At 69.6% G+C, this 16748-nt stretch carries 19 protein-coding genes and 1 tRNA gene; 12 read left to right on the forward strand and 8 right to left on the reverse strand.

The window, feature by feature from the left end; translation table 11 throughout:
• Positions 1 to 49: 49 nt before the first annotated feature.
• Positions 50 to 988, reverse strand: coding sequence for an SDR family NAD(P)-dependent oxidoreductase (locus tag P3X83_RS11275; RefSeq protein ID WP_346742700.1), 939 nt, complete (start codon positions 986 to 988; stop codon positions 50 to 52).
• A 1-nt stretch (position 989) separates the two neighbouring features.
• Positions 990 to 2495 (reverse strand): FAD-dependent tricarballylate dehydrogenase TcuA, encoded by a 1506-nt coding sequence (tcuA, locus tag P3X83_RS11280; protein ID WP_277304904.1) that lies wholly within the window; start codon positions 2493 to 2495, stop codon positions 990 to 992.
• A 192-nt stretch (positions 2496 to 2687) separates the two neighbouring features.
• On the opposite strand from tcuA, the gene P3X83_RS11285 reads away from it, so the two are divergent.
• Genes P3X83_RS11285 through P3X83_RS11295 form a run of 3 tightly spaced genes read left to right on the forward strand, consistent with a single transcriptional unit; the run spans position 2688 to position 5613 of the window.
• On the forward strand, positions 2688 to 3701 hold the full coding sequence (locus tag P3X83_RS11285) for a hypothetical protein (RefSeq protein ID WP_277304905.1): 1014 nt from the start codon (positions 2688 to 2690) through the stop codon (positions 3699 to 3701).
• Positions 3702 to 3709: 8 nt separating this feature from the next.
• Positions 3710 to 4975, forward strand: a complete 1266-nt coding sequence (locus P3X83_RS11290) for a histidine kinase (protein WP_277304906.1) — start codon at positions 3710 to 3712, stop codon at positions 4973 to 4975.
• The gene (locus tag P3X83_RS11295; protein WP_277304908.1) at positions 4972 to 5613 is read left to right on the forward strand and encodes a response regulator transcription factor; all 642 of its coding nucleotides are present in this window, start codon (positions 4972 to 4974) and stop codon (positions 5611 to 5613) included. Before P3X83_RS11290 ends, P3X83_RS11295 begins: the two co-directional genes overlap by 4 nt.
• Before the next feature lie 74 nt (positions 5614 to 5687).
• Here the strand turns inward: P3X83_RS11295 and P3X83_RS11300 are convergent.
• Positions 5688 to 5761: transfer RNA gene (locus tag P3X83_RS11300), tRNA-Lys, on the reverse strand.
• Between the two features lie 65 nt (positions 5762 to 5826).
• Complete coding sequence (locus P3X83_RS11305) at positions 5827 to 6426, reverse strand: nucleotidyltransferase family protein (protein WP_277304909.1); 600 nt, start codon at positions 6424 to 6426, stop codon at positions 5827 to 5829.
• On the opposite strand from P3X83_RS11305, the gene P3X83_RS11310 reads away from it, so the two are divergent.
• Together P3X83_RS11310 and P3X83_RS11315 are read left to right on the forward strand one after the other, a co-directional pair.
• The gene (locus P3X83_RS11310) at positions 6401 to 7036 is read left to right on the forward strand and encodes a DUF6328 family protein (RefSeq protein ID WP_277304911.1); all 636 of its coding nucleotides are present in this window, start codon (positions 6401 to 6403) and stop codon (positions 7034 to 7036) included. The two genes, P3X83_RS11305 and P3X83_RS11310, sit on opposite strands and share 26 nt — an antisense overlap.
• Positions 7037 to 7059: 23 nt before the next feature.
• The gene (locus P3X83_RS11315; protein ID WP_277304913.1) at positions 7060 to 7209 is read left to right on the forward strand and encodes a GPGG-motif small membrane protein; all 150 of its coding nucleotides are present in this window, start codon (positions 7060 to 7062) and stop codon (positions 7207 to 7209) included.
• Between the two features lie 43 nt (positions 7210 to 7252).
• Here P3X83_RS11315 and P3X83_RS11320 read toward each other — a convergent pair whose 3' ends face one another.
• A complete protein-coding gene (locus P3X83_RS11320; RefSeq protein ID WP_277304914.1) occupies positions 7253 to 7981 on the reverse strand; it encodes a metallophosphoesterase in 729 nt (242 codons plus the stop codon).
• Positions 7978 to 8229 (reverse strand): BON domain-containing protein, encoded by a 252-nt coding sequence (locus tag P3X83_RS11325; RefSeq protein ID WP_277304915.1) that lies wholly within the window; start codon positions 8227 to 8229, stop codon positions 7978 to 7980. Before P3X83_RS11325 ends, P3X83_RS11320 begins: the two co-directional genes overlap by 4 nt.
• Positions 8230 to 8446: 217 nt before the next feature.
• Between P3X83_RS11325 and P3X83_RS11330 the strand changes: the two genes are divergently transcribed.
• The 6 genes from P3X83_RS11330 (at position 8447) to P3X83_RS11355 (ending at position 14553) form a co-directional block, all read left to right on the forward strand.
• Positions 8447 to 9463, forward strand: a complete 1017-nt coding sequence (locus tag P3X83_RS11330) for a glycosyltransferase family 9 protein (protein WP_277304916.1) — start codon at positions 8447 to 8449, stop codon at positions 9461 to 9463.
• On the forward strand, positions 9460 to 9702 hold the full coding sequence (locus P3X83_RS11335) for a hypothetical protein (protein ID WP_277304917.1): 243 nt from the start codon (positions 9460 to 9462) through the stop codon (positions 9700 to 9702). Before P3X83_RS11330 ends, P3X83_RS11335 begins: the two co-directional genes overlap by 4 nt.
• Positions 9686 to 10702 (forward strand): SDR family NAD(P)-dependent oxidoreductase, encoded by a 1017-nt coding sequence (locus tag P3X83_RS11340; RefSeq protein ID WP_277304919.1) that lies wholly within the window; start codon positions 9686 to 9688, stop codon positions 10700 to 10702. Before P3X83_RS11335 ends, P3X83_RS11340 begins: the two co-directional genes overlap by 17 nt.
• A gap of 34 nt (positions 10703 to 10736) precedes the next feature.
• Positions 10737 to 12569, forward strand: a complete 1833-nt coding sequence (locus P3X83_RS11345) for a transketolase (RefSeq protein ID WP_277304920.1) — start codon at positions 10737 to 10739, stop codon at positions 12567 to 12569.
• Positions 12570 to 12882: 313 nt separating this feature from the next.
• Positions 12883 to 14067 (forward strand): helix-turn-helix transcriptional regulator, encoded by a 1185-nt coding sequence (locus P3X83_RS11350; RefSeq protein WP_277304921.1) that lies wholly within the window; start codon positions 12883 to 12885, stop codon positions 14065 to 14067.
• Positions 14068 to 14253: 186 nt separating this feature from the next.
• The gene (locus P3X83_RS11355) at positions 14254 to 14553 is read left to right on the forward strand and encodes a hypothetical protein (protein ID WP_277304922.1); all 300 of its coding nucleotides are present in this window, start codon (positions 14254 to 14256) and stop codon (positions 14551 to 14553) included.
• A 328-nt stretch (positions 14554 to 14881) separates the two neighbouring features.
• On the opposite strand, the gene P3X83_RS11360 is transcribed toward P3X83_RS11355, so the two are convergent.
• Positions 14882 to 15133 (reverse strand): DUF6458 family protein, encoded by a 252-nt coding sequence (locus P3X83_RS11360; RefSeq protein WP_277304923.1) that lies wholly within the window; start codon positions 15131 to 15133, stop codon positions 14882 to 14884.
• Positions 15134 to 15269: 136 nt separating this feature from the next.
• Between P3X83_RS11360 and P3X83_RS11365 the strand changes: the two genes are divergently transcribed.
• On the forward strand, positions 15270 to 15830 hold the full coding sequence (locus tag P3X83_RS11365; protein ID WP_277304924.1) for a shikimate kinase: 561 nt from the start codon (positions 15270 to 15272) through the stop codon (positions 15828 to 15830).
• A 42-nt stretch (positions 15831 to 15872) separates the two neighbouring features.
• Here the strand turns inward: P3X83_RS11365 and P3X83_RS11370 are convergent, their stop codons facing one another.
• Positions 15873 to 16670 (reverse strand): protein phosphatase 2C domain-containing protein, encoded by a 798-nt coding sequence (locus P3X83_RS11370; RefSeq protein ID WP_277304925.1) that lies wholly within the window; start codon positions 16668 to 16670, stop codon positions 15873 to 15875.
• Positions 16671 to 16748 lie beyond the last annotated feature (78 nt).

Here is a 16748-nt window from a genome sequence, read left to right on the forward strand (position 1 = left end):
ACGGCTGAATCGTGCGGACCGTGCGGGGAGCTCGCTGTCGGCCGAGCTGTCATGTTCCGTCTCCCAATCCGAGGATCTCCGTGGCCTGGTGGTCGGACGCCTCCGGCATCGGCAGTCCGAGCGCCGCGAACCGGCGGAGCGGCGTGGCTCCGAGCCGCTCCTGGATCGCACTGGTCACGTCGGAGTAGGTGAACTCGTCGGCGAGGCGCACGCTCTCCTGTTCCGCAGGAGGCTCCCACCGGGCGAGCCGGCGGCCGGCCGCCGTGAAGGTCTGCCCGGTGATGTGCTGGTTGGCCGGGTCGAGCAGCGCGCGGATGAGCGCGGCGATCAGTTCGGGGCCCTGCCGCTCGCCGTCCGGCCTGCTGCCCTGCATGCGGTCGTTGAGGCGCGAGGTCATGCGCGTCGCCGCGGAGGGGACGACGCAGTTGACGTTGACGCCGTAGCGTCCCATCGCCAGCGCCGTGCTCTGGGCGAGGCCCACGACGCCCGCCTTGGCCGCCGCGTAGTTGGCCTGCGCCGGGCTGCCCTCCATGCCCGCCGCCGAGCTCAGCAGCACGATGCTTCCGGCGCGCTGGCGGCGCATCTGCTCAGTGGCGAAGCGCACGCAGTTGAAGGTGCCCTTGAGGTGCACGGCGATGACCGAGTCCCACTCGTCCTCGGTCATGTTGAAGATCATGCGCTCGCGCAGGATGCCGTGGCAGGTGACCAGGCCGTCGAGCGAGCCGAACTCCTCGACCGCGCGCCGCACCAGGTCGGCCGCCGCGTCGAAGGAGACGACGTCGTGCTGGTGGGCCACGGCGCGGCCGCCTCGGGAGCGGATCCGCTCGACCACGGACTCCGCCACCTGCCGGTCCGGGTCGTGGCCGTCTACGGACACGCCCAGGTCGCTCACGACGACGCCGTAGCCCGCGGCGGCGACGCACTCGGCCACCGCGGCTCCGATGCCCCCACCCGCACCAGTAACGATCACTCCGCCCGGCACGGCCACCTCACGCGCTCACTGAGGACGCGGCGGAGCGGCCGAGCGCGCCCGAGGCCGCCGAACCCGCGATCCGCCCGAACACCGAGCCCGCCGTGAGCCCGCTGCCCCCCGGGTAGTTGAAGTAGAAGATCCCGCCGACGATCTCGCCGCACGCGTACAGCCCGGGAATGGGCTGCCCGGTGACGTCGATCACGCGCGCCGACGTGTCGATCTTCAGGCCGCCGAAGGTGAATGTGATTCCACACGTCACCGCGTAGGCCTCGTACGGCGGCGAGTCGAGCGTGTTGGCCCAGTTCGACTTCGGCACCGCCAGCCCGGAGGTGCCCCGGCCGTCCTTGACGTTGGGGTTGAACGGGACCGACTGGTCGACCGCCGCGTTGTACTCGCGGGCCGTCCGCAGGAACTGCTCCGCGTCGATGCCGTCCATCCGCTGGACGAGTTCTTCCAGAGTCGGCGCCACGATCTTCGTGACCTGCCGGATCCGGTACTCGTCGCGCAGCAGATGGGTCACCTTGCTGTCGAAGACCTGCCAGGCGATCTGCCCCGGCTGGCGCAGGACCTCCTGGCCGTACTTGGCGTAGGTGTAGTTCCGGAAGTCCGCGCCCTCGTCGACGAACCGCTCGCCGCGGCTGTTGACGATGATCCCGAAGGGATAGCTGTGCTTCTGGAAGCCGTCACCGACCACACGGTCGCCGAACGCGGGCGCGTTGCTGTCCCAGCCCACCGCGTGGGCGCCCGACCAGTTACCCCACGACATGGCGCCGATGTCCATCGCCATGCGGTGCCCGTCGCCCACGTCGAACTGGGTGCCGCGGACCTTGGCGAACTCCCACCCCGGTCCCAGGTAGCGGGTGCGCCACTCGGTGTTGGCCTGGAATCCGCCGCAGGCCAGGATGACGGCGTCAGCGGAGATCGTGCGGATCTCCCCGCCGGCCCTGACCACGACGCCGGTCACCTTGCCGCCGTCCTCGGTGAGGCCGATGGCGCGGTGGCCGTAGAAGACCTTGCCGCCCGCCAGCTCGAACGCGTCGAACAGCGAGTCGACGAGCCCGGGGCCGCCGCCGTTGACCTCCAGCGTCAGGCCTCCCCAGAAGGTGAACTTCCCGTCCACCTGGAACGCCTGGCGGCCGTAGATCGGCAGGAACCGCACGCCCTTGTCGCGCATCCACTTCAACGTGTCGAAGCTGCTGTTCACCATCAGATCGACCAGGTCGGGGTCGCAGCGGTACTGCGTGACCCGTGCCATGTCGTCGAAGAACTGCTCCTTCGGGTAACTGCCGAAGTCGGTGTTCGCCAGCTGCCCCTCTGACAGGTCGGGGACGAGCTGGAGGATGTCCTCCCGGCCGTCGTAGGCGAAGCGCATGGCCCCCGCGGTGAATCCGGAGTTCCCACCGCGCTCGGGCTCCGGCGCGGCTTCGAGCACTGTCACCTCGGCCCCGCCGTCGAGAGCGGCCAGCGCGCTACACAAGCCGGCGTTACCGCCGCCGATGACGACAACTCGACTTTGACCCATGCCTGCCCCTCTCCTTGCATGTGCAACGTAAACTCTAATATATCAGATGTCAATGCTGAGGCCGGGCGGCCCCGGGGTGTCCCGGACGGTCGAGCGTCATCCTCCGGGACGACGCCGTCGCGACCTACGGAGGAGCCTGGCGAGACCCGGTGACGATGTGCGGGGCACCGCGGCGGCGGCAGATTGGGCCAGGTGAACACCTCTCCCCCACGGAACCGCCCCGCGATCGCGCCGACCCTGATCATCGCCGCCTGGTCGGTGGGCTACCTGCCCCTCAGCCTGCTCTGGGCCATCGGCGGGCCCGCATATCCCTTCGACGCCGGCCGTGGGGGCGTGGGCAACACCCTGCTCGACCCTCTTCCAGCGGCGGCCGGCGGCGTCACGCTCGCGGTGTCGGCGCTGGTGGCCGGCGTCGTCGCCGTGCTCGCCGTCAGAGGTCCGCTCAGCCGGGCCCCCGCCGTCGTGGCCGTCGCGGTCGGCGCAGGCCTGGCGGTGCTCCTGCCTGACGTGCGCATCATGATGACCGCCGGGTATCTGCCGGTGATGCTGGTCGCCGCGCTCGCCGGCCAGGCCGAGTTCTCGATGATCGCGACCATGCTCACGTGGCCGAGCGTCAACCTGCTCATCCTGGTGGCGGCCGGCATCAGCCTGATGGTCCTGGGGACGCGCGCGCTGATCGCGGAGCCCGGGCGGCCCGGTGGCGCCGCCGGCGCGCTACGGGTCGGGCAGTACGCGACCGCCGTCGCCGTCGCCGTCCCCGTCGTCTACGCCGTCACCCGCTTCGGCTGGCTGCTGGGCGTGCCCGTCGGGATCAGCGACCGGTTCCTGGCCCACATCGCCGAGATCACCCCGATCGGCGCCGGTCTCAGCACGCTCGCTCTCATCGGTGCGGTCCTGACCGTCGGCTTGGTCCGGCCGTGGGGCGAGATCTGGCCGCGCTGGGTGCCGTTCCTGCGCGGGCGTCCGATTCCGGCGAGGCTCCCGGCCTACTCGGCACTGGCCCTCTCCCTCCCCATCACTTCCGCCGGACTGATGTACGTCCGCAAGAAGCTCACCGGCGAGCAGGTCGGCCCCGCGGGGGCGGACGGCGAACTGGGGGCCTGGCTGCCGGAGATGTTGTGGCCGCTGTGGGGTGCGGCTCTGGCGGTGGCCGCGCTGGCGTACCTCTTCCGCCGCCGGCACCTCGTTCACGCACGCCGACCATAATGGTGGACGTGCGAGAGTCCCCGTCATCTTCCGACGCCGCGGTGGACTCGTTTCTCGACCGGCATCAGGTGAGCACCGATGCCCTGCTCGCGGTCCTGCTACTCCTGCCGCTCGGCCTGGTCTCGCTGAGCCTGCTCCGGGTCTCGGACAGTCCTCTCCCGCTCCGCCTGCTCGCGGGTCTCGGCCTGCTGGTGCTGCACGGGTGCGTCGTTCCGCGTCGGCTGCGCCCGTTGATGGCGTACGGCCTGGCCGCCGCGGCGATGCTGCTGCTGGTGGCCCTGCCGCCGCTGCATGACCCGGGCGGCGCCTACTATCCGGCGGTGCTGCTGCCGAGCACGCTGGTCTTCGGGCTGCTGCTCTACACGGTCTGCGGCCGGCTCGACCTGCTGCCCAGCCTCGCCTGCCTGGCCGTCGCCCTGACGGGTGTGGCCCTGGTCCTGGCGCGTCTGTGGAATCCGGCCTCATGGGGCGGCTCGTCGGGCTCCTACGAACCGGTCGCGTGGCGGATCGGGCTGTCGGTCGGCCTGGTCGCCGCGGCGGGGTGCCTATGGTCGCTGGGCCGCCTCAGCCGGATCCGGGTGTTGTTCCTGTCCGAGCTCAGAGCGAAGGCCGAGCGCGCGGAGGCCGACCGTGCGAGGGAGCGGCAAGAGGCGGCGCGGGCGGAGCGCGACCGCATCAGCCGCGAGATGCACGACGTGGTGTCCCACTCGCTCGCCGTCATGGTCAGCCAGGCGGAAGGCGGCAGGCTGTCCGATCCCGGCTCCCCCGGGGCGGGTGTGTTCGCCACCATCGCCGGGGTCGGGCGCGAGGCCCTGCGCGACATGCGCGGGCTCCTTGGCGTGCTACGCGCCGACGGCGGCACCACTCCGCAACCGGGCCTCGGCGATCTCTCCGACCTACTCGACCAGGTGCGCGACACAGGCGTACGGCTCGCCGTACAGGAGGTCGGGGACGCCCGGCCGCTGCGCCCCGCCGTCGACCTGACCGCCTATCGTGTCATCCAAGAGGGACTGACCAACGTGATCAAGCACGCGGGGGCGACGGCCGCCGCCGGCATGACGCTGGCCTGGCGCGCGGACAGCCTGCACATCACCATCACGAACGACGGCGCCGGGCCGCCCGCAGGAGAGGCCGGCGTCGGGCTGACCGGGATGCGCGAACGCCTCAGCATGGTGGGAGGCACCTTGGAGGCCGGCAGACGCTCCGGCGCCGGCTTCGAACTGTCGGCCACCCTGCCTTATGAGCCGAGGAGTCTCCCATCATCCGGATCATGATCGTCGACGATCAGGAGCTGCTGCGCAACGGCCTGACCATGGTCGTCAGGTCCCAGCCCGACATGGAGGTGGTCGCCGAGGCCGTCGACGGCCTGGCGGCCCTTTCGGCGCTGGAGTCGCGGCACATCGACGTGGTGGTTATGGACATCCGGATGCCCCGAATGGACGGTGTCATCGCCACCAGGGAGATCCAGCGGCTGGACGACCCGCCGAAGGTGCTGGTGTTGACCACGTTCGATCTCGACGAGCACGCCCTGGCCGCGCTGCGCGCCGGTGCGAGCGGGTTCATGCTGAAGGACGCGCCAGGTGAGGAGATCATCGCCGCGATCCGGCACGTGCACCGGGGCGACTCGATCATCGCGCCCGCCACGACCCGCCGGCTCATCGGGCGGCTCGTCGCGAAGGCCGACACCGACCCGGACGCCGTGCTCAACGTGCTCACGGAGCGTGAACGTGAGGTCTTCCTCAGCCTGGCAGGAGGTGCGTCCAACGCCGAGATCGGGGCCGAGTTGTTCTTGTCGGAGACCACGGTCAAGACCCACGTGGGACGCATCCTGACGAAGCTCGGGCTGCGCGACCGGGTGCAGGCCGTGGTGCTGGCGTACGAGTCCGGCGTTGTCACCCCGGGTGAACGTTAGGCACCGGCTCAACGGAGAGCCTGCGAGAACCGAGAAACCCCGGCTCAGTGCACTGAGCCGGGGTTTCCATCGGGTGCGCCGCCAGGGACTCGAACCCCGGACCCGCTGATTAAGAGTCAGCTGCTCTGACCAACTGAGCTAGCGGCGCGTCTGCGTCACCAAGGATACAGGACGGTTGCGGGGTCTTCGTACGGGTTTTGGGGGTGGGAAAGGTCAGGGCCAGAGGGGTTCGGTGGTGGCGACGGCGGGCTCGCGGAGGACGCCGAGGCGTTCCAGGAGGGTGAGGAAGGTGGACGCGTACGGGGACGGGGCGGAGACCGAGGCGACGCGGTTCCAGTCGACCTGTTCGCGCAGGGCGCGGACCTGCGGGAGCAGGGAACCGTAGTCGCAACTGTGCTCGGAGAGCGGGAGGAGCCAGGAGATGACCAGGTCGGTGGCGTCCAGCACGGGCAGGATGACCGCCGACGCCGTCAGGGGCTCGGCCCGTTTGATCAGGTCGGGGGTCACCTCGCGGTCGGCCACGCGGAAGATGAGATCGACCAGGTGACCCTGCTCGTCATACGCCTTGACCAGCCAGTCCTCCGGCGGGCGCACGATGCGGAAGCCGAGCCTGGCGAGGGCTTCGAGGGCCGGGTCGACGTCTTCCCGCACCAGCACGAAATCGACGTCGTGCAGGGAGGGGGCCGCGCCGCGGGCGTAGGCCGCGCAGCCGCCCGCGAGCGCGAAGCGGACGTCGGCGTCTTTCAGGCCGGTTCCGGCGCGTTTGAGGGTCTCAAGGATGGCATCGGTGACCTCATGGCTGTGGCTGCCCATGATGATCCGCTACCCGATCGACCTGCGGCTAGACATGAGCGTGGTCTCGCAGGGTAGCCGCTGCCGTATGACCCAGCCACTATCGGCCAGAACGGCCGATGCAGACGCCGATGCCGGACACCTGATGGATTCGGGTCCGGATGAAAGTCACAAGGAACGGGTGAACCGTGAGCTGGCCGAGTTACTGCAGGGCCTGCGGGTGGCGGTCACCGGGGTGCAGGTGCTGTTCGCGTTCCTGCTGACGCTGCCCTTCGCCGCCGGTTTCCCCAAGGTGGACACCGTCGGGCGATGGCTGTTCTTCATCTCCCTGATGGCCGCCGCCGCCGCTTCCATCTGCTTCATCGCGCCCGCCGCCCAGCACCGGCTGCTGTTCCGCACCGGGCTGAAGGAACGGATGCTGCACAACGCCAACGGGCTCGGAATCGCGGGCGCGCTGCTTCTCACCCTGGCGATGACCAGCGCGGTCGCGCTGGTCACAGAGGTCGTCATCAACTCCTGGCAGGCCACGCTTTTCGGAGCGGCGGTGGCCTTGGCCTGCGGTTGGCTCTGGTTCGCCCAGCCATTGCTCACGCTTTACCGCCACCGGGAGGACGGCGATGTTAAGCGCTGAATCGCCGGGGCAGTAGCGGGCCCATGGCCACATTGCTTTGGATCATCGCAGTCGTACTCGTCATCGCCGGGATCTACGTGATCCTGGCCCGGCGCGACATCCTCTGGGGTGTCGTGCTCATCGTCCTCGGATTCCTCGTCGGCCCCGGCGGGGTGAGCATCTTCAACGTATAAGGCCGAGGGGCGATGAACCTCTCGGCCACCCAGGCCGTCCGTCCTACGGCGTCTCCTCCTTCCCGAGGCGGTAGACGCCGTAGGCTCGGCCGAGCACCGGAAGCGCCACGTTACGAACCCGGATCCCGCCAGGCGTCACGCCCTTCTCGGTACCGAGGTGGGCGTGACCGTGCAGGATGAGGTCGGCGCCCTCGGCGTCGACCGCCTCGGCCAGCAGGTAGCTGCCGAGAAACGGATAGATCTCCTTGGGCTCCCCCTCCAGGGTGTCCTTGACGGGTGAGTAGTGCGCGAGCACCACCCGGTGATCGGCCTGGGTCTCCTTCAGTGCCACCCGCCAGCGTTCGGCGATCTCCTTGGTATGGCGGACGAACGCCTTGGTCTCCGGCTCGCCGAACTCACTGGCGCACTTGCCGGCGAACCCGCCGCCGAAGCCCTTTCCCCCGACGACGCCGAGCGTCATGCCGTCGCGCTCGATGACCGTGGCGTTGTCGTTCAGCACCGTGATCCCCGAGTCGCGCAGCAGCACGGCGATCGCTTCCTCCGCGTCGGAGTGGTAGTCGTGGTTGCCGAGCACCGCGACCACCGGGATCGGCAGGCCGCGGAACTCGTCGGCGACCACGCGCCCCTCCTCCGCGGTGCCGTGCCGGGTGAGGTCGCCGGCCAGCAGCAGGACGTCGGCCCGCTCCTCGATCCCGTCGAGCCGGGCGCGAAACCTGCCGCGCAGGTCCTCGCTCATGTGAATGTCACCGACCGCGGCGATGCGCACTCTCACAGGGTCTCCTCTTCTCCCGGGTCACGGACCTCGACCACGCTGACCTCGTTGTGGACCGTCAGATCGGGCGCGGCCTCATGAGCCACCCCGGCGATCATCCGGCGGCGGTCCTCGCCGGTGACCTGCCCGCGCAGGTAGAGCTGATCCCCACGAACATCGACGCGGATGCCCAATTCGTGCGTACGTGTGTCCTCGGCCAGCGCGCGCTGAATTCTGGCGGCGACGTACTGTGGGGCTTCGTCTGTCATCATGACTCCCTTCACAGCCCTCGTCTACGGCCTCCGCTTGCCCTTGCGCGGCGCCGCGAAACCGGCGGGCCCCGTGCGGCGGGCTTTGGCGGGGTTCGACGCCGGGAGATCGGGAACACCAGTGGCCGAGGCGTTTCACGCCCCGTGTCTAGGACGCAGGCACTCTCGTCGTCTTCGCCATGCCGGAAGACCTCCGGCGGCGCACGCAGGAGTGACCATGCGACTTGTCGTTGACACCCCAGGCCATTCGCTACATGTCCGCCCATCCGGCTCCGATGGGCCTTCCGGTCCGTGCGCGCTGGTCCTGTGCGGGGACGGTCTCGGGGCCCTGCTGGCGGCCGTCCCGGCGCTGCGGGCGCTGCGCGGGTCCGGTCAGCGGGTGCTGCTGGCCGCGCGGCCCGAGCTGGCGGAACTCGCGGCGCTCACCGGTGCGGTGGAGCGCTTTGTCCCACTGCACCCCGGCCGCCCGCTCACCTTGGCCGGCGGCCCGCCGGACCTCGCCGTCAACCTGCGCGACGCCGATCCCGGCACGCACCGGATGCTGCTCGACCTGCGTCCGGCCGACCTGTGGGGGCATCGGTCCGGCGGCACGGACGGGTTCACCGGCCCCGAATGGGACGAGGACGTGGCGGACGACGCTCTCCGCTGGTGCCGTCTCCTGGAGTGGTACGGCGTGGCCGCCGACCCCGGCAACATCGCCCTGCCCATTCCGTTGTGCCGCAACCAGGCCAAGGGGGCCGTCGTCGTCCATCCCGGCCAGGGCGGACGCTTCCGGCACTCCGCGTACTCTGCGCACGCTGCGCACTCTGGACGCTCCGGGCGCTCTGCTCACCATGGTGACCGAGGCCGCCGGCCCGAGCACCGTTTCGCGCTGGTGGCCGATGTGGTGGCCGGGAAGGGCGGTCAGGTGGTGGTGACCGGCGGCCGGTCGGACCGTCTCGTCGCCACGCGGGTCGCCGCGCAGAGCTTCCTGCCGCCGCATGCCGTCCTGACGGGCCGTACGTCGATGCGGCAGCTCTGCGCCGTGGTGGCCGGGGCCCGGCTGGTGGTGTGCGGCAGCGCGGGCATCGCCCGGCTGGCCGAGGCGTACGGCACGCCGTGCCTGCGGGTGGACGACCCCGCCACCAGCGTGGACGGCGTGCTCGAAGCCGCGCTCACCCTGCTCGCGGGGCATGAGAGCACCCGCGCTGGGTACGGGACACTCTCCGCTGTACGACAGAGGAGGTGGAGATGACGCGACGCGAGAAGCCGGCCGTTCCATCCACACCGCGGGACGTGGTGCACATCCGGATCGGCTCGTTCTTCCTGCTGTTCGCGGCGGCTGTGGGCGTGCTCGGCGTGGTGGCGCACATCTACTGGCTGACGATCGTGATGGCGGTCGTCGCCGTGGTGACCATCATCGACATCTGGCTCGCCGTGCACCGGCAGTCCGCGCGCGAGCAAGAGGGGGACGGCAGTGCCGGACTGGAATAGCGACACCTGGCATGACAACGGCTGGAATGACACGGGTTGGCATGACACCGGCGGCGACACCCGGCCGGAGCAGCCCTTCGCGAGATCCCCCGAGCGCAGGGACGCGCTGGTCGGCAAGGTCGTCGTGGTGACCGGCGCCGACGGCGCCGTCGGCCGTGCCGTGGGCGGACGGCTCGGCCAGGAGGGCGCGCACGTCGGACTGATCGCCGGGGAGTCGGCGGGCCTCGCCACCGCCGCCGTGGAGGTGGGCGCGGCGGGCGGCAGCGGCATGGTCTACGAGGCCGACCCGTCCGACCTGGCGCAGGTCAGGACGGCCGCCGAGCGGATCGAGGCCGATCTGGGCCCGATCGACGTGTGGATCAATGTGACGTTCCCCACGGAGGCCGCGCGCTTCGCCGACATGGACCCCCGGGAGTTCGAGCGGGTCACGGATGAGGCGTATCTCGGCTGCGCGTGGGGCACCCGCGTGGCACTCGACCTGATGCGCCCGCGCGGGCACGGCGTGATCGTGCAGGCCGGATCGACGCTGTCGTATCGGGGCGTGCCGCTCAGGTCCGCGTACTGCGGGGCGGAGCACGCGATCAGCGGCATGACCGAGTCGATCAGGACGGAACTCCTCGAAGAGGGCAGCGCCCTCAAGATCACAACGGTCCGGTTCCCGGCTCCGGCTCCCACGGACGACCAGGACGGCTCGGCCGTCCACCGTCCGGACGCCGTCGCCGAGGCCATGGTCTTCGCCGCGCTGCACCCCGAGCGCAAGGAGCACCGGGTCGGCGCCTCCACCGCCGCGACCCTGATCGCCCAGCGGGTGGCCCCCGCCGTGGTGGACCGCTACCTCGCCCGCGGCGGCGCCGCACGAGACCGGGGGAAGGCGCGGTATCGGAGCATCCCCGTATGGGTGTCGGCCGCCGCCGGAGCCGCCGCCGGGGCCGCCGCCGTCGTGGGATCGGCGCTCATACGCCGTCGCCGCCGCCAGGTTTCCGCTAGGCGGGTCGGGTAGTCGGGGAGTCAGTGCAGAGACGAAGGGAGTCATCATGCCCGAACGCGATCTCCGCTACCTGGCCGACCTCGCGACGCAACTGCGCGTGGACGCCGTACGGGCCTCCTCCACCGCCGGATCCGGGCATCCGACCTCCTCGATGTCCGCCGCCGACCTCATGGCCGTGCTGTTCGCCTGCCACCTCCGCTATGACTTCGACCACCCGGATTCCCCGGCCAACGACCACCTGATCTTCTCCAAGGGCCACGCGTCCCCGCTGCTGTACGCGCTCTACAAGGCGGCCGGGGCCATCACCGACGAGGAGTTGCTGTCGTTCCGGAAGCGTGGCAGCCGGTTGGAGGGCCATCCGACCCCCAGGCTGCCGTGGGTGGACGTGGCCACCGGCTCGCTCGGCCAAGGACTGCCCGTGGGGGTGGGCGTGGCCATCGCGGGACGAAGGCTGGATCACCTGCCGTACCACGTGTGGGTGCTGTGCGGGGACGGCGAGCTGGCCGAAGGGTCCATGTGGGAGGCCGTTGAGCAGGCGGGATATGAGGGACTCGGCAATCTCACCGCCATCGTCGACGTGAACCGTCTCGGCCAGCACGGGCCGACCCGGCACGGGTGGGACACCGGCGCGTACGCCCGCAGGCTGTGTGCGTTCGGCTGGCACACCGTGGAGATCGACGGGCACGACCCCGGACAGATCGACTACGCCCTCAACGACGCCCGCAACATGCGCAGACGGCCCACCGCGATCCTGGCGCGGACCAGGAAGGGCGAGGGCGTGTCCGCCGTCGAGGACCGCGAGGGGGCGCACGGCAAGCCGCTCGCCGACCCCGAACGCGCCATCGGGGAGCTGGGCGGCGAACGCGAGACCATCCGCGTCGAGGTGACGAAGCCGGATCCGGCGCGTGAACCCAATGGAGTCCCCCACAATCCGCTCAAACTCCCGCACTTCACTGTCGGGGACGAGGTCGCCACCCGCACCGCCTTCGGCGAGACCCTCGCGGCGCTCGGCTCGGCGCGCGGCGACGTGGTGGCCCTGGACGGCGAGGTCGCCGACTCCACCAAGGCCCAGGTGTTCGCCGACACCCACCCCGAGCGGTTCTTCGAGTTCTACATCGCCGAACAGCAGATGATCGCGGCGGCGGTCGGCATGCAGGTACGCGGCTGGGTGCCGTTCGCGACGACGTTCGCCGCGTTCCTGACCAGGGCCGCGGACTTCATCCGGATGGCGGCGATCAGCCAGGCCGACATCCGGCTCGTCGGCTCCCACGCGGGCGTCGAGATCGGCCAGGACGGCCCGTCGCAGATGGGCCTTGAGGACCTGGCGATGATGCGCACCGTCCACGGCAGCACGGTGCTCTCCCCCTGCGACGCCAACCAGACGGCCAAACTGGTGGCCGCGATGGCGGACATCCCCGGTGTCGGCTACCTGCGGACCACCCGTGGGACGACCCCGGTGATCTACGACCCCGACGAGGAGTTCGCGATCGGCGGCTGCCGCGTCCTGCGCAGCTCCCCGGAGGACCTGGCGACGATCGTGGCCACGGGGGTCACCGTCCACGAGGCCCTGGCCGCGGCCGACGAACTGGCCGAGGAGGGCACCCGGGTCGGCGTGATCGACCTCTACTCGATCAAGCCCCTGGACGTGGAGGCCCTGCGCTCGGCGGCCACCACCACGGGCAACCTGATCACCGTCGAGGACCACTGGCCCGAGGGCGGCCTCGGCGAGGCGGTCCTGTCGGCGGTCAGCGACCTCGGCCCCCGCGTCATCAAGCTCGCCGTCCGCCACATGCCAGGCTCGGCCACCCCGAAGGAACAACTCCGCGACGCGGGCATCGACCGCACCGCCATCCGCGAAGCCGTCCACCACCTTCGCTGACGACTCCCCCACCCCCATTGACCTCTCCGTACGGCCGCCAGATCGGCGGTCCGTACCCAACGGCCCTCGCTGCGCTCGGACGATCTTCCTGGTGTCGGGCTACGCCCGACGCCCACGCCCTCGCCTGCCACCCGGTCATGCGGGGAAGTGGCAGGCGCCGTAACGACTGCGGACGCGCGGCAGCAGGGAGACAGCGATGACCAGGGCCGCCTAAATCGCGCATATTGGTACCGACCGTTCCTGCGAGCGTGGTGCACAAATAAAGCCTTGCGCCGTAACCTGAAGTCATTGGGGACTCCAGAAGGGCTGGGCTATGCCTGAAGGCTACAAAACCATGGAACTCGCCGCCCGACTCCAGACCGCAAGAAAGCGACGAGGACTCACCCAGAAGGAACTCGCCGACCTAGCCGACATTTCGGTCAGCCTGGTAAGGAAGATCGAACAAGGTGTCGTTCAGGACACACGGCTGGAGACGGTTCGCCGCCTGGCCGCCGCTCTTCGCGTTCCCACCATGAGCCTCATCGGCCCCTCCCAAGGCGAAGAGGAGAATGATCTCTCAGCCCATATAGAGATATGGGATGCGACGAAACGCGCACTTGTGGGCCGCATAGAACAGCCCACAGAAGCACCGACCAGTGAGGGCGTTCGAGCCGCGTTCGACGCGCTCAAGCCACTTATGGCTGTGCACCAATACGCTGAAGTCTCCCAGACCCTGCCGTATCTACTGCGGGACGCCGATGCCCTCAACGGCTCCGGACGGGCCATTCGCTCGCAACTGCTCAACTTCGCCGGATGGTTCTTCGTTCAGACCCGGCAGTACAGCACCGCCGACGTGACGCTTCAACTCGCTCTCGACACGGCGGACAACAGACTCGACGCCGCCGCAGCGGTGAGCACCATGGCGTGGTTGCATCTCCGGCGCGGCCTCCTCGACGAAGCTCGCTCCATAACCACGACCTGGGCTGATGAGATCGAACCTCGCTTCAGCCGCGCGACTGCGGGCGAACTGAGCGCGTGGGGACAACTCCTGCTGTTCGCCTCCGCCGCCGCGATTCGCGACAATCGGGAGGGCGAGGCCGAAGACATGCTCAAGCTGGCCCGCGCTGCCGCCGCGAGAATCGGCCATGAGATTCTCGCCGACACCAGTACGGCACGGACATTTGGGCCATCAACGGTCGCCATGCAACGCGCAGAGAATGCCACCATTCAGGACAGGCCCGACAAAGTACTAAAAATCGCCGAGCAGATACCGGAACAGCTTCTGTTGGCAAAGGCCGCAGGGAGGAACCGGCACCATCTGGACGTGGCAAACGCTCTGGTCTCCACTCGGCGCACCAGTGAAGCGCTGGGCGTTTTGATGAAATTGTCACAGGCTTCACCGGAGTGGATCTCTGTGCAACATTACGCGAAGGACATCCTTACACGCGTGATCAGTCGCAGGCGGACCCTTACGGAAGAAATGCGCGCACTCGCCGACGTCGTCAAAATGCCTTACTGACCAGCGCCGTTCACTCTCGTTGAGACTTCCGAGAGATCTCCTCGGAAAGTACCAATGACACTTTCACGGGCTCGATTTACGGTCACCTCATGCCTTGAAAAGGCGGAACCCGCCGGGACGCTACGAACGCTCGACGGGTTCCTTGACCGCAGATAGGAGCTGCGACCCGTGGGAGATCTTATCCCTGTGCCGGAATCCGGCATGCCCGATTTGATGGAGATCGAGCAAGACGACGATGTACTCGCTTCCTGGAAGGTGGATGCGGGGAAGAGCAGTTCTGCTGGTGTGACCGGTTCGGCAGCCGTCGCGGCGGCGGACATGCTGGCGGCGCTGGCCACCTTCCCGGACGGGCGTGGCCGGGTGCGGTTCGCGCGGATCATGCCGTCCATGTCCGGGGCGGAGTACCTGTACGGCGCGACGGTGCTGACCGCGCATCGCCGTGACGGGGCGACGACGACCGTTTCGGGTGACGCGTGGGACCTCTAGCGATGAGCTGGCGTGGCAGCGGGGCGTGGATGACCTGACCGCCTCGGCGGGGCGCGCACGCCACCTTCCCGGCCGCGCCTCGCCGAGGCCCCCCGCCAGCCACCTGCCCCGGACATCCCGGCGGCCCGAGGCCGCCAGCGGCGGCTGGACGCTGTCCTCGGCTGCGCACTCAGCCGAGGACAGCGCCAACCCCTCCACTCTCCGGGCACACTTCGATCGCCTCCTGCGCGCCTGCCGCTCCAGAGCGCCCGCGATCAGTTTGGTGAGATAGCGGTCTACGGCACGCCGGCGACGGCGCCGGTCAGTGGGAGGTGGGGGCATTGAACCGTCACACCATGGGGTCGTCGTGGCGACGCTCCTCGTACACGCGTCGCGTCGTGGGCGCCTCATGGTGGGTGGTGGCCACGACGGTACGGCGGGCCTGCTGGATCCGGTACAGCCCGAACAGCAGTCCGGCCACGCCGCCCACCATCAAGATCACGCCGACCACGTTGATGTCGACGCCCGCCAACTCGAACTCGACCGCCCAGGTGAGGATGGCACCCAGCATGATGAGGATGATGCTCCCGGCGATGGTCATGGGGTTGTCTCCTTCCAGCCAACGCATTGCCTTCTATCCGTCAGGCGGATCTCAAACGTCACCCCCGCGCTGAACCGCCCCTTACCGGGCAGGAGAATGACACCCACCCCACGACCCACCCCGGAGGTGACGGAGTTTGACGACGCCCCCGGCCGAGTCCCCCACCGGACAGGCCGCCACCGACACGCCCATCGTCGTGATCGGGCTCATGGGTTCGGGAAAGACGACGGTGGCGACCCTCATCGCCGAGCGGCTGCACCGCACGCTGCGCGACAGCGATCCCGACATGGAGGCCCGCTACGGAATGACCGCGGCCGAGACGGTCGAGCGGATGGGTGCGGAGGTCCTGCACAAGCGGGAGTTCGAGCATCTGCGCGAGTCGCTGACCGACGACCCGCCGTCCGTGATCGCGGCGGCGGCCAGCACGATGGACTCGCCGGACACCCCCGCCCTGCTCGGGCCGGTGCTGGTGATCTGGCTGGACGCCCCGGACGCGGTGCTGGCCGAGCGGATGCTGTCCGGCCGGCATCGCCCGCACTTCGAGGCCGACCTGAGGGCGATGCTGGCCAAGCAGCGGGCCGGCCGGGGGCCGATGATGGCACGCGTGGCCGACCTGACGTTCGACGTCGCCGAATCGCGACCCGAGGAGGTCGCGGCGGGGGTGTTCAGGGCGCTCGAAGCCCTCGAAGCGTTCTGACCCCGCCGAACCGGACGAACCGCTGAACCGGACGGACCAGGGTCAGGCGGGGGGCCGCGCCGCCGCGGCCGCGCCCACCGTGACGCCGGTCAGGTCGTACACCTCGGAGTCGGGCACTTCGACGAAGTCGGCCACCACGCATGAGATGTTGTCGGGGCCGCCGCCCTCGTTGGCCAGTTCGATCAGCCGGGCGGCGACCTCGGCGAGGTCGTCGAGGCCGGACATCACCTCGTGCAGCGTGTCGGGGCCGACGACCGCGGTGAGCCCGTCGGAGCACAGCAGGTAGCGGTCGCCCGGCTCGCCCTCGCGAACGCGCACGTCGGGGTCGCCGTCGCCGGTGCCTTCGAGCACGCGCAGCAGCATCGAGCGGCGCGGGTGGACCGACGCCTGCTCGGGGGTGATCCTGCCGTCGTCCACCAGCGTCTGGACCAGCGTGTGGTCGTGGGTGATCTGGTAGAGCGCGCCGTCTCTGAGCAGGTAGGCCCGCGAATCGCCGATGTGGGCGAGGGCGAAGTTGCCGCCCTCCCAGAGCATGGCGGTGAGCGTGGTGCCCATTCCGCGCAGGCCGGGGTCGTTCTCGGTCATCTCGCCGATGGTGTGGTTGACCTCTTTCACGAGCGTCCGCATGGTCGCGTGGAGGTCGACGCCGTCGGTGGGAAGCCCGCCGTCCATCGCCGCCACAGCGGTGATCGCGACGGTGCTGGCGACCTCGCCGTGGGCATATCCGCCCATCCCATCGGCCACGGCGAGCACCCGGGGACTGGCGTAGGCCGAGTCCTCGTTCTGCTCACGGCGGCGGCCGACGTCGGAGGCAGCGGCGTAGCGCAGCGTGTGTGCCATGTTAGTAGTTAATCATTGGTTGAGTCACTTCACAAGCAAAAGAGTCGTAGACCGATGGGACAGGTTGAACTAGTCTGG

Origin of the sequence: Spongiactinospora sp. TRM90649 (genome assembly GCF_029382225.1) — a bacterium.
Taxonomy (GTDB): Bacteria; Actinomycetota; Actinomycetes; order Streptosporangiales; family Streptosporangiaceae; genus Spongiactinospora.

Coding starts and splice junctions, on each gene's coding strand:
- tcuA (WP_277304904.1), bottom strand. CDS start 2,495: ATGGGTCAAAGTCGAGTTGTCGTCATCGGCGGCGGTAACGCCGGCTTG.
- P3X83_RS11295 (WP_277304908.1), top strand. CDS start 4,972: ATGATCGTCGACGATCAGGAGCTGCTGCGCAACGGCCTGACCATGGTC.
- P3X83_RS11305 (WP_277304909.1), bottom strand. CDS start 6,426: ATGGGCAGCCACAGCCATGAGGTCACCGATGCCATCCTTGAGACCCTC.
- P3X83_RS11315 (WP_277304913.1), top strand. CDS start 7,060: ATGGCCACATTGCTTTGGATCATCGCAGTCGTACTCGTCATCGCCGGG.
- P3X83_RS11325 (WP_277304915.1), bottom strand. CDS start 8,229: ATGACAGACGAAGCCCCACAGTACGTCGCCGCCAGAATTCAGCGCGCG.
- P3X83_RS11330 (WP_277304916.1), top strand. CDS start 8,447: ATGCGACTTGTCGTTGACACCCCAGGCCATTCGCTACATGTCCGCCCA.
- P3X83_RS11335 (WP_277304917.1), top strand. CDS start 9,460: ATGACGCGACGCGAGAAGCCGGCCGTTCCATCCACACCGCGGGACGTG.
- P3X83_RS11345 (WP_277304920.1), top strand. CDS start 10,737: ATGCCCGAACGCGATCTCCGCTACCTGGCCGACCTCGCGACGCAACTG.
- P3X83_RS11350 (WP_277304921.1), top strand. CDS start 12,883: ATGCCTGAAGGCTACAAAACCATGGAACTCGCCGCCCGACTCCAGACC.
- P3X83_RS11360 (WP_277304923.1), bottom strand. CDS start 15,133: ATGACCATCGCCGGGAGCATCATCCTCATCATGCTGGGTGCCATCCTC.
- P3X83_RS11370 (WP_277304925.1), bottom strand. CDS start 16,670: ATGGCACACACGCTGCGCTACGCCGCTGCCTCCGACGTCGGCCGCCGC.